Origin of the sequence: Alteromonas sp. RKMC-009 (assembly GCF_003584565.2) — a bacterium.
Taxonomy (GTDB): domain Bacteria; phylum Pseudomonadota; class Gammaproteobacteria; order Enterobacterales; family Alteromonadaceae; genus Alteromonas.
Window position 1 is genome coordinate 1,530,385 of record NZ_CP031010.1, and the last position, 25,410, is coordinate 1,555,794.

20 protein-coding genes and 3 tRNA genes are annotated in these 25,410 nt (G+C 48.7%); 15 read left to right on the forward strand and 8 right to left on the reverse strand.

The window, feature by feature from the left end:
• Window position 1: 1 nt before the first annotated feature.
• Both metH and DS731_RS06660 read left to right on the forward strand, forming a co-directional pair.
• Entirely contained in the window at window positions 2-2,626 is a 2,625-nt protein-coding gene (gene metH / locus DS731_RS06655) for a methionine synthase (RefSeq protein WP_119500591.1), read from the forward strand.
• A gap of 24 nt (window positions 2,627-2,650) precedes the next feature.
• Window positions 2,651-3,241 (forward strand): DUF938 domain-containing protein, encoded by a 591-nt coding sequence (locus DS731_RS06660; RefSeq protein WP_119500592.1) that lies wholly within the window; start codon window positions 2,651-2,653, stop codon window positions 3,239-3,241.
• A 52-nt stretch (window positions 3,242-3,293) separates the two neighbouring features.
• On the opposite strand, the gene DS731_RS06665 is transcribed toward DS731_RS06660, so the two are convergent.
• Window positions 3,294-3,749, reverse strand: a complete 456-nt coding sequence (locus DS731_RS06665) for a hypothetical protein (protein ID WP_119500593.1) — start codon at window positions 3,747-3,749, stop codon at window positions 3,294-3,296.
• 192 nt (window positions 3,750-3,941) lie between these two features.
• Between DS731_RS06665 and DS731_RS06670 the strand changes: the two genes are divergently transcribed.
• Window positions 3,942-4,307: a hypothetical protein gene (locus DS731_RS06670; protein WP_119500594.1), complete on the forward strand. Its 366-nt coding sequence runs from the start codon at window positions 3,942-3,944 to the stop codon at window positions 4,305-4,307.
• 42 nt (window positions 4,308-4,349) lie between these two features.
• Here the strand turns inward: DS731_RS06670 and DS731_RS06675 are convergent, their stop codons facing one another.
• Both DS731_RS06675 and DS731_RS06680 read right to left on the reverse strand, forming a co-directional pair.
• Window positions 4,350-5,240 (reverse strand): LysR family transcriptional regulator, encoded by an 891-nt coding sequence (locus tag DS731_RS06675; RefSeq protein WP_119500595.1) that lies wholly within the window; start codon window positions 5,238-5,240, stop codon window positions 4,350-4,352.
• A 110-nt stretch (window positions 5,241-5,350) separates the two neighbouring features.
• Complete coding sequence (locus tag DS731_RS06680) at window positions 5,351-6,304, reverse strand: hydrogen peroxide-inducible genes activator (RefSeq protein ID WP_119500596.1); 954 nt, start codon at window positions 6,302-6,304, stop codon at window positions 5,351-5,353.
• A 149-nt stretch (window positions 6,305-6,453) separates the two neighbouring features.
• On the opposite strand from DS731_RS06680, the gene DS731_RS06685 reads away from it, so the two are divergent.
• From DS731_RS06685 to DS731_RS06700, 4 genes are all read left to right on the forward strand, one after another.
• Window positions 6,454-7,101, forward strand: coding sequence for a carbonic anhydrase (locus DS731_RS06685; RefSeq protein WP_119500597.1), 648 nt, complete (start codon window positions 6,454-6,456; stop codon window positions 7,099-7,101).
• Window positions 7,102-7,110: 9 nt separating this feature from the next.
• Window positions 7,111-8,652 (forward strand): SulP family inorganic anion transporter, encoded by a 1,542-nt coding sequence (locus tag DS731_RS06690; RefSeq protein ID WP_119500598.1) that lies wholly within the window; start codon window positions 7,111-7,113, stop codon window positions 8,650-8,652.
• Window positions 8,653-8,893: 241 nt separating this feature from the next.
• On the forward strand, window positions 8,894-9,553 hold the full coding sequence (locus tag DS731_RS06695) for a carbonic anhydrase (protein WP_119500599.1): 660 nt from the start codon (window positions 8,894-8,896) through the stop codon (window positions 9,551-9,553).
• Between the two features lie 3 nt (window positions 9,554-9,556).
• The gene (locus DS731_RS06700) at window positions 9,557-11,200 is read left to right on the forward strand and encodes a SulP family inorganic anion transporter (RefSeq protein WP_119500600.1); all 1,644 of its coding nucleotides are present in this window, start codon (window positions 9,557-9,559) and stop codon (window positions 11,198-11,200) included.
• Between the two features lie 111 nt (window positions 11,201-11,311).
• Here the strand turns inward: DS731_RS06700 and DS731_RS06705 are convergent, their stop codons facing one another.
• The 5 genes from DS731_RS06705 to DS731_RS06720 all read right to left on the reverse strand — a co-directional run bounded on the left by DS731_RS06705 (window position 11,312) and on the right by DS731_RS06720 (window position 19,131).
• Entirely contained in the window at window positions 11,312-14,020 is a 2,709-nt protein-coding gene (locus DS731_RS06705) for a TonB-dependent receptor (RefSeq protein ID WP_119500601.1), read from the reverse strand.
• A 233-nt stretch (window positions 14,021-14,253) separates the two neighbouring features.
• Window positions 14,254-14,595 (reverse strand): hypothetical protein, encoded by a 342-nt coding sequence (locus tag DS731_RS22225; protein ID WP_232373501.1) that lies wholly within the window; start codon window positions 14,593-14,595, stop codon window positions 14,254-14,256.
• A gap of 20 nt (window positions 14,596-14,615) precedes the next feature.
• The gene (locus tag DS731_RS06710; RefSeq protein ID WP_232373502.1) at window positions 14,616-15,617 is read right to left on the reverse strand and encodes a glycoside hydrolase family 28 protein; all 1,002 of its coding nucleotides are present in this window, start codon (window positions 15,615-15,617) and stop codon (window positions 14,616-14,618) included.
• Between the two features lie 222 nt (window positions 15,618-15,839).
• A complete protein-coding gene (locus DS731_RS06715; protein ID WP_119500602.1) occupies window positions 15,840-17,918 on the reverse strand; it encodes a M13 family metallopeptidase in 2,079 nt (692 codons plus the stop codon).
• Window positions 17,908-19,131, reverse strand: coding sequence for a GNAT family N-acetyltransferase (locus DS731_RS06720; protein WP_119503336.1), 1,224 nt, complete (start codon window positions 19,129-19,131; stop codon window positions 17,908-17,910). The genes DS731_RS06715 and DS731_RS06720 overlap by 11 nt, the downstream gene beginning before the upstream one ends.
• 129 nt (window positions 19,132-19,260) lie before the next feature.
• Between DS731_RS06720 and DS731_RS06725 the strand changes: the two genes are divergently transcribed.
• The 8 genes from DS731_RS06725 (at window position 19,261) to DS731_RS06760 (ending at window position 25,407) form a co-directional block, all read left to right on the forward strand.
• The gene (locus DS731_RS06725; RefSeq protein ID WP_119500603.1) at window positions 19,261-19,710 is read left to right on the forward strand and encodes a regulatory protein RecX; all 450 of its coding nucleotides are present in this window, start codon (window positions 19,261-19,263) and stop codon (window positions 19,708-19,710) included.
• Between the two features lie 179 nt (window positions 19,711-19,889).
• Window positions 19,890-22,487 (forward strand): alanine--tRNA ligase, encoded by a 2,598-nt coding sequence (gene alaS, locus DS731_RS06730; RefSeq protein ID WP_119500604.1) that lies wholly within the window; start codon window positions 19,890-19,892, stop codon window positions 22,485-22,487.
• 135 nt (window positions 22,488-22,622) lie between these two features.
• Window positions 22,623-22,820: a carbon storage regulator CsrA gene (gene csrA, locus DS731_RS06735; protein ID WP_119500605.1), complete on the forward strand. Its 198-nt coding sequence runs from the start codon at window positions 22,623-22,625 to the stop codon at window positions 22,818-22,820.
• A 162-nt stretch (window positions 22,821-22,982) separates the two neighbouring features.
• Window positions 22,983-23,073: transfer RNA gene (locus tag DS731_RS06740), tRNA-Ser, on the forward strand.
• Between the two features lie 43 nt (window positions 23,074-23,116).
• A tRNA-Arg gene (locus DS731_RS06745) sits at window positions 23,117-23,193 on the forward strand.
• A 49-nt stretch (window positions 23,194-23,242) separates the two neighbouring features.
• Window positions 23,243-23,319, forward strand: a tRNA-Arg gene (locus DS731_RS06750).
• Window positions 23,320-23,437: 118 nt separating this feature from the next.
• Entirely contained in the window at window positions 23,438-24,109 is a 672-nt protein-coding gene (locus DS731_RS06755; protein WP_119500606.1) for a response regulator transcription factor, read from the forward strand.
• Window positions 24,106-25,407, forward strand: a complete 1,302-nt coding sequence (locus DS731_RS06760; protein ID WP_119500607.1) for an ATP-binding protein — start codon at window positions 24,106-24,108, stop codon at window positions 25,405-25,407. Before DS731_RS06755 ends, DS731_RS06760 begins: the two co-directional genes overlap by 4 nt.
• The last annotated feature ends 3 nt before the right edge of the window (window positions 25,408-25,410 follow it).

A 25,410-nucleotide genomic window follows, 5' to 3' on the forward strand; every position in this document is an offset into this window, starting at 1 on the left:
TGTGACAGCAGAGTTTTCAACCTTTATTAATGTCGGTGAACGGACAAACGTTACCGGATCGGCCGTATTCAAACGCTTAATTTTAAATGCTGAGTACGAGAAAGCCCTCGATGTAGCCCGCCAGCAGGTGGAAAACGGTGCGCAGGTGATAGACATCAACATGGACGAAGCCATGTTAGATTCTGTTGAGGCCATGCGTACGTTTCTGAACCTCATTGCTTCAGAGCCTGATATTTGCCGTGTTCCGATTATGATTGACTCTTCAAAGTGGGAAGTCATTGAAACCGGACTCAAGTGCGTTCAGGGAAAGGCGATTGTGAACTCAATCAGCCTGAAAGAGGGAAAAGAGCAGTTTGTTCATCAGGCTAAACTGATCAAGCGCTACGGTGCCGCAACGGTGGTCATGGCGTTTGATGAAACCGGCCAGGCCGATACCAAAGCGCGCAAAATTGAGATTTGTCAACGCAGCTATAAGGTGCTTACCGAAGAAGTTGGATTCCCGCCGGAAGATATCATTTTCGACCCGAATATTTTTGCTGTCGCGACGGGCATTGAAGAACACAACAATTATGCGGTGGACTTTATCGAAGCCACCCGCGTAATCCGTCAGACCTGTCCTTACGCCCATATCAGTGGTGGACTATCTAATATTTCATTCTCGTTCCGGGGCAATAACCCGGTACGTGAAGCCATGCACTCGGTGTTTTTGTATCATGCTATCCGCGCGGGTATGGATATGGGCATTGTAAATGCCGGTCAGCTGGAAGTGTATGATCAGATCCCTGAAGAACTCCGTGAAGCAGTAGAAGATGTGATCCTGAACCGTCGTGAAGACGGCACTGAGCGTTTGCTGGACATCGCACCCAAATATCAGGGGGATGGCAAAGCCGCGGCGGCAGAAGATCTTTCGTGGCGTGAGCTGCCGGTGAACAAGCGGCTCGAACATGCGCTGGTAAAAGGCACCACCGATTACATCATTGAAGATACTGAAGAAGCACGGCTGGCGGCTGAACGTCCGCTGCACGTGATTGAAGGGCCGTTAATGGACGGCATGAACGTCGTCGGCGACCTGTTCGGTGAAGGTAAAATGTTTCTGCCCCAGGTGGTGAAGTCTGCCCGGGTGATGAAAAAAGCGGTTGCTCACCTGCAACCGTTTATCGAAGCGGAAAAGGACGGCAAGTCATCGAGTAACGGTAAAATCCTGATGGCTACCGTTAAGGGCGACGTGCACGATATCGGCAAGAACATCGTCGGCGTGGTACTGCAATGTAACAATTTCGAAGTAGTAGATTTGGGCGTCATGGTGCCCTGCGCTACGATTTTGCAGGTGGCCAGAGAAGAAAACGTGGATATGATCGGGTTATCCGGTCTGATTACCCCGTCGCTGGACGAAATGGTACACGTGGCCAAAGAAATGGAGCGCCTGGGGTTAGATTTACCACTGCTTATAGGCGGTGCGACGACATCCAAAGCCCATACTGCGGTGAAAATTGAGCAAAACTACAGCCATCCGGTAGCTTATGTACCTAATGCCAGCCGCGCCGTGGGTGTGTGCCAGAAGCTGATTAACCCTGAGTCCCGCAAAGTCTTTGAAAAAGAGCTGTCAGACGAATACGAAAAAGTACGGGCCCAGCATGCCCGGAAACAACCCCGCAGTAAGCCGGTTACGCTGGCAGAAGCGCGGGCTAATGCGTATAAGCCGGACTTCTCTGTTCTGCCTGTAAAGCCTAAAACGCCGGGCGTAACACCTGTGTCCGTCGATTTGGCGACATTAAGAGATTATATCGACTGGACACCGTTCTTTTTGACCTGGTCACTGGCCGGTAAATTCCCCCGCATTCTTGATGATGAAGTGGTGGGTGAGCAGGCAAAAGAGCTGTATGCCGATGCCAATAAAATGCTGGATAAAGTCATTGCTGATGGCAGCCTGCAGGCAAAAGGGGTAATCGGTTTATTCCCTGCTAACCGGGTTGGCGATGATATTGAAATTTATCAGGATGATAACCGCGATGCCGTGCTGGGCGTTTCCCGTCATTTGCGTCAGCAAACATTGAAAGACAAGTTTGCCAACTATTGTCTGGCAGACTTCGTTGCTGAGAAGCAAAGTGGAATTGCTGACTACATCGGTGCGTTCGCTGTTACCGGCGGTATCGGTGAAGACGAGCTGGCTGAGTCCTACAACAAAGCCGGAGACGACTACAACGCCATCATGGTGAAAGCCGTGGCTGACCGTTTGGCAGAAGCGTTTGCTGAATATCTGCACGAGCAGGTGAGAAAAGACTACTGGGGCTTTGCGCCTGATGAGAACTTCGACAACGATGCGCTCATCCGCGAGAAGTACCAGGGGATCCGTCCTGCACCCGGTTATGCAGCCTGTCCTGAGCACACTGAGAAGCAGTTGATTTGGGATTTGCTCGATGCCGAAGCGCATACCACCATGAAGCTGACTGAAAGTTATGCTATGTGGCCGGGAGCAGCAGTATCAGGCTGGTATTTCTCGCACCCTGAATCCAGATATTTCGCTGTGGCAAAAATCCAGCGTGATCAGCTTGAAGATTACGCACAGCGCAAAGGCTGGAGCACAGAAGAAGCTGAAAAATGGTTAGCACCGAATCTGGATGATTAACCCGCCTGACAGCCGGAGTCACTTATGACTGATGAACTGCCTTTCTCACAGGCATGCGAAAATAACAAAGGGCCCATTTCTGCCATTTTGGAAGTGGCCCTGAGTCAATGTAAGCGTGTGCTTGAGGTGGGCAGTGGCACCGGACAGCATGCGGTGCACATTGCACCCTTGTTACCTCACCTGATATGGCAGACCAGTGATCAGCCGCAGTATCACGAAGGGGTACTGAAATGGATAGCTGCGTACCCGTCTGAAAATCTGTTACCGCCGCTTAACCTCACCGTGGGCAAAGACAGGTTGCCGTTTTCTGAATATGACGGTGTTTATTCAGCGAATACTGCTCATATTATGCAGAAAGCCGAAATTAAAATGATGATGCAGAGCCTGTCTGAATCACTGCCGCAAGGCGCAGTATTTTGCCAGTATGGCCCGTTTACAGACAACGGTGCATTCAGCAGCGAAAGTAACAGAGAGTTTCATCAACATCTGATAGCCAGTGGCTATGGCGGTTACCGGGATATACAGGAATTGCAGGCATGGGCGCCGGCACTCACGCTGGAGAAAATTCATGAAATGCCGGCGAATAATTTGTTATTGCAGTGGGTAAAGAACTGAATGCCGGGTCTGCTTAAAAATCATTGAAAAACGGTGCCCCGGCACCGTTTTTTTATGTCGTCAAATCAATTCTTTTTTCTACAATAACAGGCACACCGTTACGCACTGCAGAAATGCGCACTCTTACCCGTTTATCGTCGCCGTTGCCACTGCGATACTGAATTTGCTTGTCTTCTTTCAGGCGGGTGAGATAAAGACTGTCTCTTCCCATTATCCTTACGCCTTTGCCGGCAATAATGTCAGCTTTCACATTATGATAATCAGGGTGGACTTCATAGCTCAGTAGCAGGTTGGCGCGGTTAAAGGCATCATTAGACACTGACAGCGAAACCCGGATAGGGGCCTGTACCGGCGGACTGAAATGCTGCAACATGACCGGATGCAACGCAGGCTTCAGCGGCGGAAACTGAGGAATGTTATTTTCCGTCGGTTCATGGAACTGACAACTTATCGCATCGGCCGCCATTAAGCTGAGAATGGCTGTCAGACAGTAAATTTTTTTGTTCATAGTGAGGGCTCTGATTAAGTAATGAAGGCGTATGTGCGCCGGTCCTGAGCCTGAAAATGCAAAGCATGAACCCGTTGTCAGTGGCAAACTGCTTTGGTTCTGCAAAAGAATTAATTTATTATATTTGTATTGTATAACCTTAAACCAGCAAAGCCGGAGGGTAAAGTGCTACCGGTTAAGCTTTATCGATGAATGATTAACATCCGACGTATTTTCAGCCGTTTCAGAGCGCAACCCGCAGCGGCGGTGGTGGTGGCAGGAACTGACTATCCGTCATACCAGCTGGCGACCAGAATTCAGCAAAATCCTGCGTTTCATCTGGCTTATTTTATGAATGAAGAGCCCTGGCATCACCGCACCTTTATACTGGGTGTTGAACTGCGTTACGCCAGTGAGCTGCTTTCTCTGGTGAAAAAACACGATATAAAAGCCGTGTTTTGTGCCAGTGAAGATGATTATCACAGCTGGCTTTCAGATATGGGAACGGCGCTGACCCAACATCATTGTCAGGTATTGCTGTGCCGCCCGGGTGAAACGCCGCAACTGCCAGCCGTTTAAAGCGTATCTGTCAGTTTCTTTTTGTTGGCATGCTGTCCGTACTCAGGGCGTTCCCAATGCTCTGGCAAGTCCGATAAAGGCTCTGATAAACGGTGCATCAGCATCACTCTTTCTGAACCCCATGTGCAGTGACTTGGCAATACCGTTTTTCCCGGGCCTGACAGTTGTCAGGTTTAAGCTGCCGTCCTGCTCTTCAATCAGCCATTTAGGCAGTGCACCAATGCCCCGGCCGGCACTGATCATTTGCAACATGATTTCAGTGGTTTCAATGGTTTTGTGCTTTTTCACTGTACAGCCTGCAGGCGTCAGAAAGTGGGAGAAGATGTCCAGCCTGGAAGGCTCTACCGGATAGGTCAGTAAGGTTTCTTCTGCCAGCGCTTGTGGCGGTACCCATTCACTGGCTGCCAGCCTGTGTTCGCGGCTCATTACCAGCACCTGCTCATAGCCGAATACCGGTTCGTATTGCAGAGAGGGCAGGTGAAGAGGGTCAGGTGTTAAAAGCAGATCAATATCATAGCCATGCAGCGCCTGCAGGCCTCCGAACGTAAACTTTTGTCGTACGTCTACGTCTACCCCGGGATAATCCGCCAGAAACGGTTTGACGACCTTCAGGAGCCATTGATAGCAGGGATGGCATTCCATTCCGATGCGCAGCACGCCTTGTTTACCCGAGGCGATCTGACGCAACTGCTCTTCCGTGTGCTCAAACTGGGGTAACAGCCGGTGGGCAAGATTAAGTACTGCATTGCCCGCATCCGTCAGTCGCAGTCGTCTGCCATCTTTTTCCCATAGCGGTGCACCGCTGTGCTGTTCCAGCTTTTTCATACTATGACTCAGTGCAGACTGGGTGAGATGCAGATGTCCGGCGGCTTCTGTGAGCGTGCCGTAGTCATGAATAGCAGCAATAATTTTGAGGTGTTGACGGTCTAACATAGCGTGGATGAGTAAATTTCACTGATTTTGCTAAATGTATCACTTAAATTCATAGATTGTGAAAGGCAGCGGTGAAGCTGCCACAATATCCGGCTAATGGTTCACCTTGATTATGACGGGGAAATATCAGTGACTGATACCGCTGTGGCCAGCCGGTCGCTGATCACACTTCGCATCAGACTCGCCAGTTCTCTGAACGTAGCGCGGGCAGGGGAGGTGTTCCGCCAGGCCAGCATGTGTTGACGTACTACCGGCATATCAGCGAGTTCGCATACATGAAGGGCTTCCGGGTTATGCAATTCAGAATGAACATAGAGTCCGGGCATAAAAGCCATTCCCATGCCCATAACAACCATCTGCCGCAAGGTATCCAGACTCGTCCCCTCATAGTCGCGGTCGACATTTGCGCCCAGTTGAGTACAAATTTCCTGTACCTGATAGTGAAAGTGATGCCGGTCTTCCAGTGCCATAATTTTCTGGCCCCGAATTTCTTCCGGTTCAATAAATTGCCTGCCGGACATCGGATGGTCTGCCGGCAAAACAAATTTCAGCGGTTCTATAAACAGTGGCTGAACCTGAATTTGCGAGTCGCGGTTCGACATGGGAGACAAAGTGATATCGAATTCGCCGGTCAGCAGGCCTTGCAGCAACTGTTTGGGGGCTGCTTCGCGGACATAGAATTTCAGCCCGGGACGCAGACGATGAATGTCCGGCAGAATATGGGGCAGCAGATAAGGGCCCAGCGTCGGCGGGATCCCCAACCGGTAGGTTGTGGATTCGCCCTGAGCAAGTGATCGTGCCATCTCACCAAACTGCATCGTCGACTGAAGCACAGCTTCTGCGTATTCAAGTAACGACTTCCCCTGTGCTGATAACAGTGTGCCTGATCGGGAACGTTCGAACAAAATCAGACCCAATGTGTTTTCAAGCGCACTGATCTGGCTGGTTAACGTGGGTTGACTGATCCCTAAAATATTTGCCGCCCTGCGAAAATTGAGGTGTTTTGCGACGGTGACGAAGTACCTGATCTGGTTCAACGATGGAGTTTTGCCGTTGAATAACATGGTGTAGTCCTGCTAACTCGATTAAAATTCGCTGTCTCTGATAGCTTATGGCTATCTCCATTTACTCTATAATTCTATAAAGCTATCAGTCAATCTTAATAGTATCTGAATGTAGCAGTATTTTATTCAATTTAATTTAGGAGTATTAAATGGACCACGTAATCTCTGGCGTAGCTAAATTCCAGCGTGATGTTTATCCTGAGAAAAAGGAAACTTTCCAAAAATTAGCTAACGGTCAGAATCCGGAAGTGTTGTTCATCACTTGTGCCGATTCCCGTATCGATCCTAACCTGGTTACCCAGACAGACCCGGGTGAACTGTTTATCTGTCGTAATGCCGGCAACATTGTACCTCCACACAGCAATCAAACCGGTGGCATGACTGCTTCTATCGAATTTGCTGTTGCTGCTCTGGGCGTAACGCACATTGTTGTATGCGGTCACACAGACTGTGGCGCAATGAAAGGTGCATTGGCCCCTGAGAAACTGGACAGCCTGCCACATGTAAAGGAATGGTTGGGCCATTGCCGTTGTGCCACTGAAGTTGTGAAAGAAAAGCACGGCGAACTGACTGCCGGTCAGCTTGGCGAAGTAACTAAAGAAAACGTGTTACAGCAGTTACAACACCTACGTACTCACCCTGCTGTTGCTGCGAAGCTGGCTACGAAAGCTGTTCAGCTTCATGGTTGGGTTTATGACATTGAAACCGGCATGATCCATTGTTATGACCCTAAAACGGAAACTTTTAAGGAAATGGAACAGGCCTATGCTGAGCGCACTCTGGTAGCAGGCGCATAAGGATAGCCTATGAAACTTGATTTATCGTTCAAAGAAATTAAAAGCGACTTACCTGCCAGTATTGTCGTTTTCTTTGTAGCTCTGCCGTTGTGCCTGGGTATTGCCCTGGCGTCCGGCGCACCGCTATTTTCCGGCGTAATCGCCGGAATCATCGGTGGTATTATCGTCGGTCTGGCCAGTGGTTCACGCCTTGGTGTGAGTGGTCCGGCAGCGGGTCTTGCTGTTATCGTTTTTGATGCCATCGGTACACTGGGAAGCTGGGAGTTATTCCTTTGTGCTGTGGTTCTGGCGGGTGTGTTTCAGCTAATTCTGGGCTTCATGCGTGCCGGATTTGTCGCGTACTTTTTCCCGACGTCAGTTATCACAGGTATGCTTGCCGGTATCGGTTTGCTTATCGTGCTTAAACAATTGCCATACCTGTTCGGCTGGCACTCTGATTTTCTGGGCGAAGAAGCCTTTAATCAGGTTAACGGTGAGAATACGTTCTCTGCCATTGAGCACGCGGTTTCTATGATGTCTCCGGCTGCTATTGCCATTTCGGCAGTGTCTCTTGCGCTGCTGGTGATTTGGGATAAGTACCTTACAAAAGCACATAAAATCTTCCAGCTGATTCAGGGACCGATTGTCGTTGTGTTACTGGGTATCGTAGCTTCAATCATGCTGGCTCAGGCTGGTATGCCTTTGCAGGCTGATCAACTGGTAAGTTTACCGGTTATCGACAGCTTCGAGGCGTTCAAGGCAGAAATGGCGTTTCCGGCGTTTTCGGAGATGCTGAACATTGACGTATTCACCATCGCGCTTGTTATGGCGGCGGTTGCCAGCATCGAAACTCTGCTTTGTGTTGAAGCGACTGACAAACTGGATCCGCAGAAAAATACCACGCCCACAAACCGCGAACTGAAAGCGCAGGGTATTGGTAACATCGTGTCTGGTCTGGTTGGTGGTCTGCCAATCACTCAGGTAATTGTACGCAGTTCTGCGAACATTGCGTTTGGTGGTAAAACGAAAGCTTCAGCCATTCTGCACGGTGTGTTTCTGTTAATTGCTGTATTTGCCGCTGCGTCTATGCTGAATCAGATCCCGCTGGCTTCTCTGGCAGCTATCCTGATTACTGTGGGTTATAAGCTGGCTAAGCCTGCTATGTTCAAAGTCATGTACAAAACGGGTTGGGAGCAGTTCCTGCCGTTTATCATTACCATTGGCGTAATGTTGTTCACTGACTTGCTGACCGGTGTTGTTGTTGGTCTGGGTGTGAGTGTTTTCTTTACGCTTAAACACAGCTACCGCAACTCGTACCAGTTCACTGAAACAGTGAACGAAGACGAAGGTGGCAGCAAAACGCACCACATTGTTATGGCCGAAGAAGTGTCTTTCTTCAACAAACCAAGCATTCTGAAAAAGCTGAACTCGATTCCCGGCAACTCAAAAGTTGTACTGGATTTCTCCAAGAGTAAGTCTGTAGCCTTTGATGTGAAAGAGCTGGTGAAAGACTATCTTAATCAGGCTGACAGTAAAAATATCAAAGTTGAAACGATTCAGTTTCAACAATAGGTAACTTACCTTTCCCAACCTGCCGGTACTTCCGTACCGGCCTTTTAAAAAGGGGCGGCAATTTGGCCCCTTTGCTTTACCTCCGCTAACTGCGCTATCGTTCATCTGACTGCATTATTGATACTTATCTCATGTTGATAGTTTTTATCTATCGCGAGATACGGTGTTTTTCTATAAAGCTATCAGTTAAAACTTTCTTTAGAAAATAATGATAACAATATGTTAATATGAGGTAATTATCATGGATCATGTCATTTCCGGCGTTGCCAAGTTTCAAAAAGAAGTCTTTCCGAAAAACAAAGAAGTTTTTCAGAAACTGGCAAACGGCCAAAATCCTGAAGTCCTGTTCATCACCTGCGCTGATTCGAGAATCGACCCCAACCTCGTGACTCAAACCGGCCCGGGTGACCTCTTTATCTGCCGTAACGCGGGCAATATAGTGCCGCCGCATTCAAATCATACCGGTGGTATGACAGCGTCGATCGAGTTTGCCGTGGCGGCTCTGGGCGTAAGCCACATCATCATTTGCGGACATTCAGACTGCGGTGCAATGAAAGGCGCACTGGCACCTGAAAAGTTAGACGCCCTGCCGCATGTAAAAGACTGGTTGAGTCACTGTCGCTGTGCCACAGAAGTGGTGAAAGAAAAACACGGAAAGCTGACAGCTGATCACCTTGATGAAGTCACTAAAGAAAACGTGTTACAGCAAATACAGCACATCAAAACCCATCCTGCCGTTGCAGCTAAAATTGCCACTAAGCAGGTGCAATTGCATGGCTGGGTGTACGACATAGAGTCAGGCAATGTACTTTGTTATGACGAAAAAGCTGAAGAATTCAGACTGTTACAAGAGGTTTACGGCGGTAAGCCTTTCGGTAAAAAAAACAGCAAGGGGGAATAACCCATGAAAGGCTTATTTAATAATGTACGTGGTGATCTTACCGGCGGGTTAACGGCCGGTATTGTTGCTCTACCTCTCGCGCTGGCGTTAGGTGTTGCGTCGGGCTTAGGTCCGATGGCGGGTTTATACGGCGCGATTGCCGTAGGTTTCTTTGCTGCTTTGCTGGGTGGTACACCATCGCAAATTTCCGGTCCGACAGGTCCGATGGTTGTCGTTCTGGCTGGTCTGTTTGCATCTCTGTCGGGAGACTTAGGCCTCATATTTACCGCTGTTATGCTTGCCGGTTTGTTGCAAATCATAATGGGCTTCACCGGAGTTGGTCAGTATATCCGGCTTGTGCCTTATCCGGTTATTTCCGGTTTTATGTCAGGCATTGGTGCGATCATCATCATCCTGCAACTGGGACGGTTAATGGGTCATGAGCCTCCGGGCGGTACAATGGGCGCATTAATCTATCTGCCTACCGCTCTCGCTGATATCGATTTTGTGACCCTGGGATTGGGCTTGGGCACGCTCATTATTGCCTATAAGTGGCCTGCCAAACTTGGCAAAATTGTACCCGGCGCGCTGGCTGCCCTTATCATCGGTACACTGGTGAGTTTGTCTCTGGAAACCCCCGTATTAGGTGATATTCCTACAGGATTGCCTGAGTTGCACATGCCGGTATTCGATCAGTCGAAGGCGTTGCTGGTGTTCGAGGCTGCCTTCATTCTGGCCATTCTCGGTGCTATCGACTCATTATTGACTTCGCTGGTTGCTGATAACATGACCCGTACACGTCACGACAGTAATAAAGAACTGATCGGGCAGGGTGTGGGTAACACGGTTGCCGGTTTGATTGGTGGTATTGCCGGTGCCGGTGCAACCATGCGTACTGTGGTGAATATCCGCAGCGGTGGTAAAGACCGTTTATCAGGCATGGTTCACGCACTTGTGTTACTGGCTATTGTGCTGGGTCTGAGCCCTCTTGCGGCTAAGATCCCTCATGCTGTTCTGGCTGGTATTCTGGTGAAGGTAGGTCTTGATATTATCGACTGGAGTTATCTGAAGCGTGCCCACACCGGACCTCGCTGGGACTTCGCGTTGATGCTGCTGGTGCTGGGCCTGACTGTTTTTGTCGATTTGATTACGGCAGTGGGTGTGGGTGTTGTTCTGGCTGCCCTGGCCTATGTTAAGCAGGTTGCACAACTGCAGTTAGATGAAGTGAAGAAGATCCCTGACACACTTCAGGATCCGGAAGAAGATGCGCTGCTTAAGCAGACGAAAGGTAAGGTGCAGATTTTCAGTTTCGGTGGTCCTCTGAGCTTTGGTGCTGCCGCAGACTTAGGGCATCATGTCCGCGAAAAAGTCAGTCGTGGTTCAAGTGCCCTGATCCTCGATTTCAGTCGTGTACCAACCATGGATGTTTCCGCTGCCATGGCCGTTGAGACCATTACTTCTGATGCTAAGGCCGCTGGCCGGCAGGTACTGATGTGCGGTGCTGTTGAAGCGGTTAACACGGTACTGAATAATATCAATGCGCATCAAAGCGGTGTGACAGTATGTGCAACACGTAAAGAGGCACTGGCGAAAGCTGTTGAAATGGTGAATCAGCCGGGAAAGGCTGAGGGTAGCGGTTCAGCTACCCAACATCTTGCCAGCGTGTAACTGAATTAATTAACGTTCAGTAATACTGAAAAAGGCTTCCCGGGGGGAAGCCTTTTTAGTTTGTGTCGTCGTCAGACCATGCCGGATATTTATTATCCGGCAAGGCTGCAATTACATGGTGTATCTGGCCCCCAGGAAGATCTGAGTGCCTGTATGGTTGTATTCACGGATAAGGTTTTGTGAACCGTCACCGGTGGTAAACAAACGCTCATATTCATCAGTGAGGTTAATGCCTTCGATGGTAAATGTGAGGTTCTCGTTGTAATTGTAATAAGCAGACAAATCAACGTATGTCGGGCCGGTAGTGGCTTCTTCCGCGTTACCGTTACTGCCGCTGTAATCCGTAATGTAGTCATCACGTTTGTTCAGCGACAGGCGGATACCGTAATCTTCCCGCTCATAATAGAGGGTCGCATTATAGGTATTTTTTGAAAGCCCGGTAATTTCACCTGCTGACACACGGGTATAGTTCATCACCGTGCCTAAACCGTCAAACGGAGCCGGCAGAAAACGGAAAGGCTGCTGATAAATAATCTCAAAACCATTTACCGTAGTGCCTTCACCGTTTACTGGTGAGGTATGTGTATACGGCACAGTACGCGGGTCGAGGGCCAGTGCAGGATCATACTGCGGATCAGAATCAATAAATGGCAGATATACCGCATCAACCAGGCGCTCTTCTGTTGCTGAGGTGATAAACGTTTCTATATCTTTATAGAAGTAGTTAGCTGCCAGTAAAGACTCTTCCGCAAAGTACCATTCAAGTCCCAAATCGACGTTGTTAGACGTGAACGGGTCCAGATACGGGTTACCGGAACTGACAGTACCGTTTACGTAAGAAAATGAAGGATTACCCGGGTTCAGTGAACTGAGGCTCGGACGGGTCATCGTGCGTGATAAACCCAGACGGGCAATGACATCTTCAGTCACCGACAAAGACAGGTTCATCGACGGCAGGAAATTGTCATAGTCGTTCTCAACAGTGACTTCATCCAGCTGAATGTAGCCCGAGGCCGTGGACGTGGTTTTCACATAACGCATACCGAAGTTAGTGCGTAAGCTCATGTCAGCGATATCGTACTCAGAATTAAACTCAAGGTAACCACCCAGCGTTTCTTCGCCAACTTCCCAGCTTTGCTCTGTACGGGGAGTCCAGGTTTTATCCAGCAGCTGAGACTCGATAGCACCAAAGTCAGCCACAATAAAGCGATTCAGTTCTACGTCAAATCCGTTACCAAAGTCGTCGTAAGGGATGAGTTCTGCAAATCCGACCGCCGAGTCCTGATCAGGAAAACCGTTAATTTGCTCTTCACTGTAGGCGACGGTACGGTCGTTCCAGGCCATACCCATTTTGATTTCTACACTGTCATTGGTATAGATAAAGTCGACTTTCGCGGTGTCGTTCTTGCGTTCCACGTCAGTGGCCCGTAAGCGGCCGTCAGATAAATCGTACAGGCTGGCGTCGGTGATATCGTAACCGTAATCCATTACCGGAACATTGGCATTGCCGCTGAAATCAAAACTGAACGTATGGGGTGTCAGGTTCGTCATGTTATAGCGGTACTGTTCAGAACGGGCGTCTGATTTAGCGGTACCGGCCATAGCATTCATTTTCAGTTCATCAGATAAATAGAATTCACCACTCAGCACATACTGGCTGAAGTCGGTTTCTGATAACTGCTGACGACTCTCTACCCGGGATGTCATATTGTCAAAGGTACCGGCAAGAACCTGATTACCGCTTTCATCCACTGTCAGTGACACCGGTGTGATATCACTGAATGTGCTGCGGAACATTTCAAAGTTGTTGTACATGGTACGCTGGTTCTCCAGCGTGGAGTGCAGGGTGTCGAAAGTGATTGTACCTGCATCTCCGACTGCAAATTGTAATGACCCGGTAATGCCCAGACGGTCCTGATTGTTACCGAAGAAATCATAGCGGGGAAGGCGGGGTGTCCATAAACAGTTTACCGGGTCGACAGCTTCGCCGTCAGCCTCACAGGGACCGGTATTGATTGTACCGTTGATGGTTGTATTCCCGGTGTCGGTATAAATGCCACCTCCGTCCCTTACCGGCGTGGTCCAGCGGACGGTGCCGAAACCTTCCTGGCGGACGGTGCGCTGTGATTTGGCAACGGAAAACAGTGCGCCGATGGTGTCGTCAGCAAAGGTGTTGCTGATCATAAAGACCATACGCGGATCGACTTCTTCCGTAACATCGTTATAGCCGGCCTGACCTGACGCAGCTACGTGAAAGCCCGGATTGGAGAAAGGTTTCGCGGAATACAGGTCGACAGTACCAGCAATACCGCCTTCTTCCGTAGATGCAGACGAGGTTTTCTGAATGTCTACCCGGTTAAATAATTCAGAGGCAAAGACGTTGAAGTCAAAAGCACGTCCACCGTTTACACCACCACCGGAATCGGTTCCGTCGGTACTCGACGGGACTTCCATTCCATTTAACGTGGTACGGGTGAAGTCAGGACCTAAGCCGCGCAGCGTAATCTGGCGACCTTCACCCCCTTCGCGGGAAATTGCCACACCCGGTACCCGTTGCAATGACTCTGCAATATTCAGGTCCGGAAATTTACCAATGTCTTCACTAAGTATGGTTTCTTTTGAAGTCACAGCACTGCGTTTTTCAAACAATGCACGGTTCAGCGCGCCACGAAAGCCGCTGACTTCAATGATTTCATAATCTTCTGCTGTGGTATCTTCAGTTTGTACTTCCTGTGCAAATGCCAGGGAAGAAGTAGAACAGCTCAGCGCAACAATCATCGCGCTGAATACAGGGTTTTTACGGAAACGGTTTTTATTCATGGTGTTCCTCTGCTCAGTTCGTCCTGCATTGTTGTAGGGTGCTTAACAGCGGCACGAAATCAACAATGGGTGTCGTAGGGTATGACAGCCATGTTCACACATATTTATAAATGAAAGTGCATGTGTGAACTGGACAGTGTTAAATTTGCCACCGGTGGCAAATTAGGCGTAACGTTACAGACTTGTTAATGATATTGTCAATAAAAATGTGATCGCGATTACAAAATAGTTAACTAATCTTTCACCGCTTCCGCATCCTTCAACGCAGAGAATTTACCGTTCCAGAACTGGTTGCCAATCTGCACATTCTCAAAGTGAATATTTTCTGCATTTTCCAAAATCAGCGGAATGTCAGCCTTTTTGATACGGATATTCCGGAAAGTGACATCGTGAACAGGGGCTGCATCCGGAGCATGGATTTCAAGCACAGTACCCACATTCTCTACGGTCATATCTTCAATGATGATGTCAGTGTAAGTTGCCGGAAAATTACCGTGCAGATTGCTCGGGTAATTAAGCTGGAACCAGAAAAGATGTTTAAACGAGGCAACTTTACTCCCGCGGATCCGTATCATTTCAACACGTCCGCCACGATCTAAGTTGCTTTGAAACGGTAAGCCGAATCTCCTTCGTGGAGGGTATTATTTTCGAAGAAAACCCGTTTGATACCACCGGACATTTCCGACCCCAGACCAATGCCGTCTTCGCCACCAAGATCATTATTTCTTACGACGATATCAGTGCTGGGAATACCTATGTTACGGCCATCCGCATCGCGGCCGGACTTGATTACGATGCCGTCATCACCGGTGCGGAAATGATTGTTTTCTGCCAGTACAAACTGACTGGATTCAATGTCCAGTCCGTCGTTATTGTACAGGTGGCTGTCTACTTTCACCCTGCGAACCGTTGCGTGAGAGGTGTATACCAGATGGTTAACCCAGAAGGGGGAGTTTTTGGCCGTGTAGTCTTCCAGCAGAACACGTTCGGCATGGAAAAACTGGATAAGTGGGGGGCGAAGAAAATGCCCTTCACCGAATTGCCTTTGTTGCACAGGCACACTGTCAAAACCCATTCTTCTCAGCGCATGCATGTCAGTATTTTGCTTTTCGTACCAGTTGATAAAAGCAGAGTTTGCATTGCCGTCTATCGTGCCTTCACCTGTGATAGCCACATCTTCCACATTGGCAGCATAAATCATTGGTGAGTAAGTAAATACTTCCGTTCCTTCCCAGCGTGTTGTCACAACCGGAAGGAAATCAGAGGGCGTAGCTGAAAAGAGTAGTGTGGCGTTTTTCCCGAGATGCAGATTGATTTTACTTTTAAGGTGCAAAGGCCCGTCAACATGCCAGATACCCTCCGGAATATGAACAATTCCACCACCGGCAGCCGCTGCTTTGTCGATAGTTTGCTGGATGGTTTGTCTGGCGGCCTTTCTGATTGAAGGTGAGTCTTCCACAACAAACTGTTTATCCGGAATGTCCGGCAGGCGTATTTGCTGCAAAATTCCGGTCGCAATTTGCCAGTCTTGCTCAGTGGAGGCGCGGGTTGATAGCGGGATCAGAAAACACAGGATCAGGGTAAGGCGGAATATCATGAAAGCTCCGGTATTCCCGAAAGAGTCATGTCACGACTGCGGGAAGTTAATTGGTTTACAAGATTTACAATCAGTTAATAATGCTACCGGTGGCATTTGGTGTCAAAGTATTTAATAAATATTGGTTTCTCAGGAGTGAGGAAGGAGTAAGGAACAAAGTTTGTTGGAGGGCATTAGAGCTTATTTTGCTCCCCCGTGCGGAGGAGCAAGTCAGTCAGCGTGTTACCAGATCTGAACGCGGTCTTCCGGTGCAAGATACAAGGCATCGCCGGGCTGGACGTCGAAAGCTTTATACCAGATATCCAGATTACGTGGCGCCTGTGTACGGTATCGGGCCGGAGAGTGCGGATCAGAGCGGAGCTGGTTGATCAGGCTTTGCTCAGTGCGTTTCTCACGCCATACCTGTGCCCAGGCGAGGAAGAAGCGTTGATCGCCGGTGAAGCCGTCGATGACAGGGGCTTCTTTGCCATTCAGGCTCAGCTTATAGGCTTCATAGGCCATTGACAAACCACCCACATCACCAATGTTCTCACCCATGGTCAGACGACCATTTACATGGTTGCCGGGGATTGGCTCATACTGATCATACTGAGCACCCAACTGGTCAACTTTGGCAGTAAAAGAAGCTAAATCTTCTTCAGTCCACCAGTTGCGCTGAATGCCTTTGGCGTCTGATTTGGCGCCCTGATCGTCGAAACCGTGTCCCATCTCGTGTCCGATAACAGCGCCGATAGCACCATAGTTCACAGCAGGGTCTGCATTCGGATCGAAGAATGGAGGCTGAAGAATGGCAGCAGGGAATACAATCTCATTAAATGACGGATTGTAATACGCGTTGACCGTTTGTGGTGTCATACCCCAACGTTCGCGGTCAGTCGGCTTAAGTTCTGCTTCCACATCTTTAGCGTTAAAGAATTTGCGCAGGTTACGAATGTTTTGAACCAGCTTATCTGAAGATATTTCCAGACCACTTAAATCTACCCATTCGTCCGGATAGCCGATTTTAGGATGGAAAGCCGCCAGTTTTTCTTTCGCTTCTTTCTTCGTTTCTTCACCCATCCAGTCCAGGTTGTCAATGCGCTTGCCCAGCGCTGCGCGCAGGTTTTCAACCAGTTCAGACATTTGCTCTTTCGAAGACTGAGGGAAGTAACGGTCGACATAAATCTTGCCCAGCGCGAAACCCAGAGACTGCGTACCGGACATTTGTGCAACAGCGCGTTTCCAGCGGGCTTCCGGTTCTTCCTGACCATTCAGCTTTTTGTTATAGAATTCAAAAGATGTCTGGTAAATCTCTTCCGGCAGCAGAGAGGCATTTTCACTCAGAGTATGGAAAGTCAGATACGCCTTCCACACAGCAAGATCCGTTTCGTTGATGATGGTAATGACATCTTTAACGGGTTGCGGGGTAGTGATGTTCAGCTCTGGTACTTTCAAGCCACTTTGTGCGAAAAAGGTATCCCAGTTAAAACCCGGATACGCATCGGAAAGAGACGATCTTTCAATCTGGTTTAATGTCAGATCACGATCCCGGCGTTTTTCCCGCGGCCATTGGGCATGAGCAATACGGGTTTCCAGATCCATAATTTGTTGTGCCTGCTGTGCAGCGTCCTGAACACCGGCAAACGACAGCATTTTCTCGATATGAGACAGGTATGCTTCACGAATATCAACAAAGCGTTCCTGATCACTTAAGTAATAGTCCCGGTCAGGCAGACCCAGGCCGCCAACACTGACACTGACCTGATACTCGTTGGGATCAAGACGGTTGTACCACATGCTGCCCAGCAGAGGCGTTGCTGTGCCGTATAACCAGGCATTCCCGAACACCTCTGTCAGTGCCTGACGGTTATCGATGGCCTGAATTTTCGACAATACATCCGAAACAGGCTCAATACCTTTCGCATTTATGCCTTCCACATCCATGTAAGCGGTGTAGAAATCTTTTACCATCTGTTCTTCAGCATTCAGATCTTGCCTGGTCATCAGGTCGTCGATGATGGCTTTAACCTGTTCTTCGCTGCGATCACGCAGGGCATTAAATGCACCGAAGCGGGTTTTATCTGCCGGAAGTTCATAATTTTTATACCAGGTGCCGCTGGCATAGGAAAAGAAGTCGTCGCCGGGTTTTACGGCTTTGTCCATTGCTGTCAGGTCGATGCCGAAGCTGCCCAGTTCCGCACTGCCTTTTTGTACGGCAGACTGTGCCTCTGATGATGAGGCTGTGGTGTTTTGTTCCGGTTTGCTACAGCCGGTTAAACTTAAGGCCGCTGCAATAGTGGCAGCGAGTAATTTATACTTCATTGTCGTTTCTCTTTTTTGTTGTTGCAGCGTCCGGAGTGACCACTGCTGTACTTGTTGTTTTTAGTGTTGTTTGCATCGCTTCATTGAAAGGTAACACAGTGGCTGCCTGTTGAAAGTAACGGGCAATCTGTGGCGTCTCCTGCTGTAAAAATTGTTCTACAGCATGCTGGAAATCAGCATCATACAATTTGTGAAGAGATACACACCAGGTGGGCTCAAAGCCCCGTAAAATCTTGTGTTCGCCCTGTGTGCCGGGGTTGAATAAAGGTATGCCATGCTCAACAGCAAAAGCAATGCCCTGATTGTAACAAGTTTCGAAATGCAGGCCGTCGACCTCTTTCATTGCACCCCAGTAGCGCCCGTAAAGCCCGTTATCGTCATAGAAAAACAGTGCACTGGCTACAGGTTCCTGTTCTTGTGCGGCGACGACCAGCAAAACATTCGATGCCATAGAGCTGAAGATCTGGCGGAAAAAAGCCGGAGTCAGATATCCCGTGTGGCCGGATCGTTTTAAATAAGTTTGCTGATAGCAGCGGATGAAAAATTCAATGTGTTCAGAGGTGAGGGCATCACCGGTAATTCTTGTCAGCGAAACACCGGCCTGTTCAAGTTTCTCCCGTGACTTACGCAGGGCTTTACGCTTTCTCGATGTCAGTGTGGCGGTAAAGTCACTGAACGTCTGATAGCCATAGTTGTACCACTGGAACTGCACGGAATAGCGCCGGGCAAAGCCCTGCTCATACCAGCTCTTGCTATTTTGGTATGGCGAAAAAAGAATGTGAGAAGATGAGCATCCTTGTTCTGACAATGCCTTCAGAGCAGGCACTGCTACTTGCAGAATGTCCCTTTCTTCATACTCAGGAGATATCAGAAGTCTGTTGCCGGTGACCGGTGTAAAAGGCACTGCACTTATCCACTTGGGATAATAATTCAGCCCGTGCTGATCGTAGGCATGTGCCCAGCCGTGGTCAAAAACATATTCCCCGTAACTGTCTTCTTTCAGGTAACCCGGCATCACCGCAACGAGTTTATCACCGTCGCAGACTCTCAAATGATGAGGTTGCCAGCCTGTTTCAGGACCCACGCAGTGACATGCTTCCATGGCAGCAAGAAACGGATATTGCAGAAAAGGACCTGCATCCCGTGCAAGTGCCTGCCACTGTGATGAATCAATGTCTTTAATCGATGAGGTAAAGGATGTGGTATATTTCATTTTTACTTTCGCAGTAAACACGTTTTTAATTCACTGCTGTATCGTGGTTAGTCACTGCATTGTACTGCGACGAACTCTTCCATGAATGCCGGTACATTTACATTAGAGCTAATTTAAACATTCTTCAACATGACAGACCCTGACCGCAAAATCATTATCGACGCGATTACGCGCATGCTGGCACGACGAGAGCACAGCCATGTGGAGGTACTGACAAAACTGACACAGAAAGGTTTCGACGCCGGTTTGTCGTCGGCTATTTTGCAGGAATTCACCGACGCTGATATTCAAAGTAATGCCAGATACGCAGAAATGCGTGTCCGCGCCTGCGCATCGAAAGGTCAGGGGCCGGCCAGAATAAAGCGTGAGCTGGCGCAGCATAAACTCGATGACGCTACCATCGCGTCTGCGATGAGCGAAGCTGACATTGACTGGTTTGAATTAGCCCTGAAGGTAAAAGAGAAGAAATTTGGCGAAGGGCAGGAGCGGGACTTCAAAGCCAGACAAAAGCAAATGCAGTTTCTCAATTACCGGGGCTTTACTCAGGAACACATCCAATACGCCGTAAATGGTGACTAAATTAACCGCGAATGCCTTAACAACGGCGCGTGTTCCATGATATGTTTGCGCCCTGCGGGCCGTATGCCCGATTTAGTGACTTGTGCACCACAATTCCCGGCATCTGACGAGCCATTTTATCAGAGTAAATTTGTGCTCCCGATGTTCACCGTTAACAAGAGTAGGAAGTTAGGATTTCAATGACATTATCAACTGCTGACATACGCCAAAAGTTTATCGATTACTTTAAAAGTCACGGCCACCAGGCAGTGGCGAGTTCCTCATTGGTACCTGCAGATGATCCTACGCTCCTGTTCACCAACGCGGGGATGAACCAGTTCAAAGACGTTTTCCTTGGCGCAGAAAAGCGCAGCTACTCCCGTGCAGTGTCTTCACAACGTTGTGTGCGTGCCGGTGGTAAGCACAATGATCTGGAGAACGTTGGCTATACTGCCCGTCATCACACCTTTTTCGAAATGCTGGGTAACTTCAGTTTTGGCGATTACTTCAAAAAAGACGCCATTTCCTTTGCCTGGAATTTCCTGACTGTTGAGCTTGGATTACCAAAAGAGAAACTGCTGGTAACCGTTTATTCAGAAGACGATGAAGCCTTCGATTTGTGGGAGAACCACATTGGCGTGCCGGCAGAAAAAATCATCCGGATCAACACGTCAGATAACTTCTGGTCGATGGGTGATACCGGCCCCTGCGGTCCCTGTTCTGAAATTTTCTATGACCACGGTGAGCACATCTGGGGTGGTCCTCCGGGAACGCCTGAAGAAGACGGTGACCGGTTTATTGAAATCTGGAACCTGGTTTTCATGCAGTTCAATAAGCAGGCAGACGGCACCATGGAGCCGCTGCCTAAGCCTTCTATCGATACCGGTATGGGCCTTGAGCGTATTTCTGCCATTCTTCAGAATGTGCACAGCAACTATGAAATTGACCTGTTCCAGAACCTGATTAAAGCGACTGCTGACATTACCGGGGCTAAAGATCTGGAAGACAAGTCTTTACGTGTTGTGGCTGACCATATCCGTTCATGCGGCTTCCTGGTATGTGACGGCGTAATGCCGGGCAACGAAGGTCGCGGCTATGTACTGCGCCGTATCATTCGTCGTGCAGTACGTCACGGCTATCAACTTGGCGCGAAAGACATATTCTTCTACAAACTGGTAGCGGCTCTGGTGCAAGAAATGGGTGAGTTCTACCCTGAACTGGCTGATCAGCAACCTGTCATTGAGAAAGTATTGCGGGTTGAAGAAGAGCAATTCAGTAAAACACTGGAACGGGGCATGAACATGCTCAATGACACGTTATCTTCACTGGAAGGCGATACGATTCCCGGTGAAGTGGTGTTCAAACTGTATGACACTTACGGATTCCCGGTTGATTTAACCAACGATGTTGCCCGCGAGCACAATGTAAAAATTGACGAAGCCGGTTTTGAAAAGGCCATGGAAGCTCAGCGTGCCCGTGCTCAGAAAGCCAGTAACTTCGGTGCCAATTATAATGACCTGCTGAAAATTGAACATGAAACAGCATTCACCGGTTATACCGATGTGGAAGGTGAGGCAAACGTTGTCGAACTTATTCATGACAATCAATTTTGCGAATCGCTCACCGACGGACAGGAAGGTATTGTGGTATTAGACCAGACGCCCTTTTATGCCGAGTCCGGTGGTCAGGCCGGCGACCGTGGTGTGCTTAAAGTAGCTAACGGTGAATTTATTGTTACTGATACCCAGAAAATGGGTAATGCATTCGCGCACAAAGGTAAGGTCGTCGGTGAAATACGTAAAGGCGAAAAAGCGGCTGCGGCTATCGACAACAGCAATCGTGAAGCCGTGAAGCAAAATCACAGTGCGACGCACTTGCTGCATGCTGCACTGAGAGAAATCTTAGGTGAGCATGTCACTCAGAAAGGTTCTCTGGTAGAAGCACAACGCCTGCGTTTTGACTTCTCCCATTTTGAGGGCGTGACGGCAGAGCAGTTGCTGACAATTGAAAACCGGGTAAATGAAGAAATTCGCGCTAACCATGCGCTGCAAACTGAATTAATGGAACTGGATGAAGCCAAAGCCTCTGGTGCGATGGCATTGTTCGGTGAGAAGTACGACGAGAAAGTACGCGTTGTCACAATGGGTCCGTTCTCTGTTGAACTTTGCGGTGGTACTCACGTCAAACGTACAGGTGATATTGGTTTATTTAAGATTGTGTCAGAAAGTGGTATCGCATCAGGCGTTCGTCGCATAGAGGCGATAACCGGCGCAACTGCAGTTGAGTTTGTTCAACAACAACAAATTCAATTACAGACCGCAGCCGGATTGCTGAAAACTGACGTATCAGGACTGGTTGACCGTATCGGTGTACTGCAAACGCAAACGAAAGAGCTTGAGAAGGCATTATCAGCGGCGAAGCAAAAACTGGCTTCTCAACAAGGCGCTGATATGCTGGGTCAGACTATAGAAATTAACGGTGTGAAAGTGTTAATTTCTGAACTGGAAGGCGTTGAGTCTAAAGCGTTGCGTGGAATGATGGACGATCTTAAAAACCGAATCGGCGAAGGGATCGTAGTACTAGGTATGGCTGATGGTGCGAAAGTCAGTTTGATAGTTGGTGTGACCAAACAGCTTACCGGCAAAGTGAAAGCAGGCGAATTGGTAAACTTTATTGCCTCACAGGTTGGCGGAAAAGGTGGTGGGAGACCAGACATGGCGCAAGCCGGTGGTAGTCAGCCAGAAAATTTGGCAAGTGCATTGGCTTCGGTTAACGCATATTTGTCAGATAAGCTATAATCCAGATTGTAAGGTAATCAGTGAGTTTTTGGAGTGACACAAAAACACGGAATCACTGACGTTACCGTCGGGTCGTGCCGGCGAGTGACATAAGGTTAAAGGATATTTTCATTTGTAAGGATCAGGAGCAAGCGAATGCTTATTTTGACTCGTCGTGTAGGTGAAACCCTGATGGTCGGTGATGATGTAACGGTTACCGTATTAGGCGTTAAAGGAAATCAGGTACGAATTGGTGTGAATGCGCCGAAAGAAGTATCAGTGCATCGTGAAGAGATTTACATGCGTATACAGGCTGAGAAAGGCGGGCAGCCGGGTAACAGTGTTACCGAATAATCCCGATAGAAAAAGGCCGGTTGAACCGGCCTTTTTTGACTCTGAGGTATGATAGAGCGGGCTTTTTATCCGATTTGTTTAAAATGGCAGCATACGATTCATTTTATTGAAAAAAGGGTTTGACTCCCTCACGAGTATCAGTAAAATGCGCACCACTGTTACGGAGAGGTGGGTGAGTGGCTGAAACCAGTTCCCTGCTAAGGAACCATACCTATTACTGGTATCGAGGGTTCGAATCCCTCCCTCTCCGCCATTGTTCAAGGTTGGACGTGGTGGCCAACAATAAGTTTTAATGCGCGTGTGTAGCTCAGCTGGATAGAGTACCTGGCTACGAACCAGGCGGTCGGAGGTTCGAATCCTTCCACACGCGCCATCTTATAAAAGCACCACCTTTTACGGTAAAACGTAAAAGTACAGTTAAAGCGTGTGTAGCTCAGCTGGATAGAGTACCTGGCTACGAACCAGGCGGTCGGAGGTTCGAATCCTTCCACACGCGCCATACCGGAAAGCCCACCATCAGGTGGGCTTTTTTCGTTTTTCCCCTTTAAACTCTGCCTTAAGTTTTCTTTAAGCTTATGGTGCTATAATCTGCCAACAATTCTCTCAGATTCGGTTTTATGCGAATTCTACTTGTTGAAGATGACAGACCCCTTTCCGATGCCCTTGCGCAATCCCTGCGGGACGCGAATCACGTTGTTGATTGTGTATACAAAGGGAAAGACGGGATAAATACTGCACTGACCGGTCAGAACGACATTACTATTCTGGATCTCGGCTTGCCCGATATGGACGGATTAGAAGTACTCAAATCACTTCGTCATAAATTGCCGCATATGCCTGTCATTATTCTTACCGCCAGGGATAAAGTCTCTGACAAAATTCTCGGACTCGACGCAGGAGCCGATGATTATCTGCCAAAGCCATTTGAAATGGACGAGTTGTTCGCCCGTTTGCGGGTTGTCGAAAGACGTTTGGGAACGGCAACCAGTGCCGTGGTCTCTATTGGCGAAGTACAGCTTAACACGCAAACCCTGGAACTGAGTGTCACCGGACAATCTGTTGCCTTGCCCCGCCGTGAATTAATGCTGCTTAAGGTTCTGATGGAGAACGGTGGCCGCATACAGCCTAAACAAAAACTTGAATCACGGCTCTATGAGTGGGGAGAAGAAGTAGCCAGCAACACGATTGAAGTGCACATACATCATTTGCGGAAAAAGTTACCGGAAAGCTTTATTAAAACCGTACGCGGTGTGGGCTACTGTATTCCTGTGAAGGCTTCCGGCCAGTGAGATCTATTCGCCGCTTTTTGACGGCAGTTCTGGTGAGCTTCCTTATACTGGTTATATTCAGCGCTGCTATTCATGGGTACCGGGCTGCGACCCGCGTGTCGGGCTCTTTTATGGATGAAGAGTTGCAAAGCGTGCTGGGTACAGTGGCTGTCACTAATGGATTAATCACAGACACAAATCATGAGCCGGGCCTGGTCTATCAAATCTGGCAAAATCAGCAGCTTATTGCGCGGTCAGAGAATGCACCGTTAACTGCGCTTGCCTCCGGAGAAGACGGATACAGTGACAGAAATTTTACCGCTAAACGCTGGCGGGTATTAAGGCAAACACTCCCGGGAGACTATGTGGTACTGGTGGCTCAACCTATTCAGCGTCGGGTCGACTTGTCGGAGTCACTAGTTATTTCGGTCATCATGCCCTTTATTTATGCGGTGCCGATCCTTGCTCTGATTATATTTTTATCGGTCAGCAGGGGGCTGCGCCCGCTTAAAGTGTTATCGGAAAAATTGTCCCGCAGGAAAGGGAAGGATCTCTCGACGATTCTGTTACCGCAAGTTCCCGAGGAAATGCAACCTGTTATGAAAACGCTCAACAGCATGTTTTCGCGGTTGCAGGAAGCGTTTGAGCGGGAACAGCAATTTGCTTCAAATGCTGCCCATGAGTTACGTACGCCACTGAGCGTGATGAAAATAAACTTGCACAATGTGGCTCAGGATATGCCGCAGCAATCTTCAAAGCTCACTGCAATCCGGGAAGATACTGACAGAATGATTCATGTGGTCAATCAGATTTTACTGCTAAGCCGGACCAGTCCCGAACTGTTCCACTTGCAACTGGGCAGAGTTGACGCATTCGAAGTCGCGCAAAAAGTCATTACTGATTTGTACTCAAAAGTTGAGTTTAAAGAACAGGAAATTAGCCTTGAAGGAGAAAGTACCCGGATACATTCTACTGAATTTACACTTTACACCCTGCTGTCAAACCTTGTAGCAAATGCGATTTCATACTCTCCTGTGCATGCGGTGATTCAAATTACTGTTCGTCAGCAAGGAAATAGCGCAGAGCTGCTCGTTGAAGATTCTGGTCCGGGGATTGCTGCAGAAGAAAGAGAAAAGGTCCTTGAACGTTTTTACCGGGATCAAAAGCAGGAGGCCCGCCAGACGAACGGGAGCGGTCTGGGATTAGCTATCGTGCGGCAGATTTTAATGTTGCACCAGGGGACGATAGAGCTTGGGACCTCAGGCCTTGGAGGGCTTAAAGTTCGTGTTCAGCTGCCTTTGAATGAGGTATCTCTGTGAGAA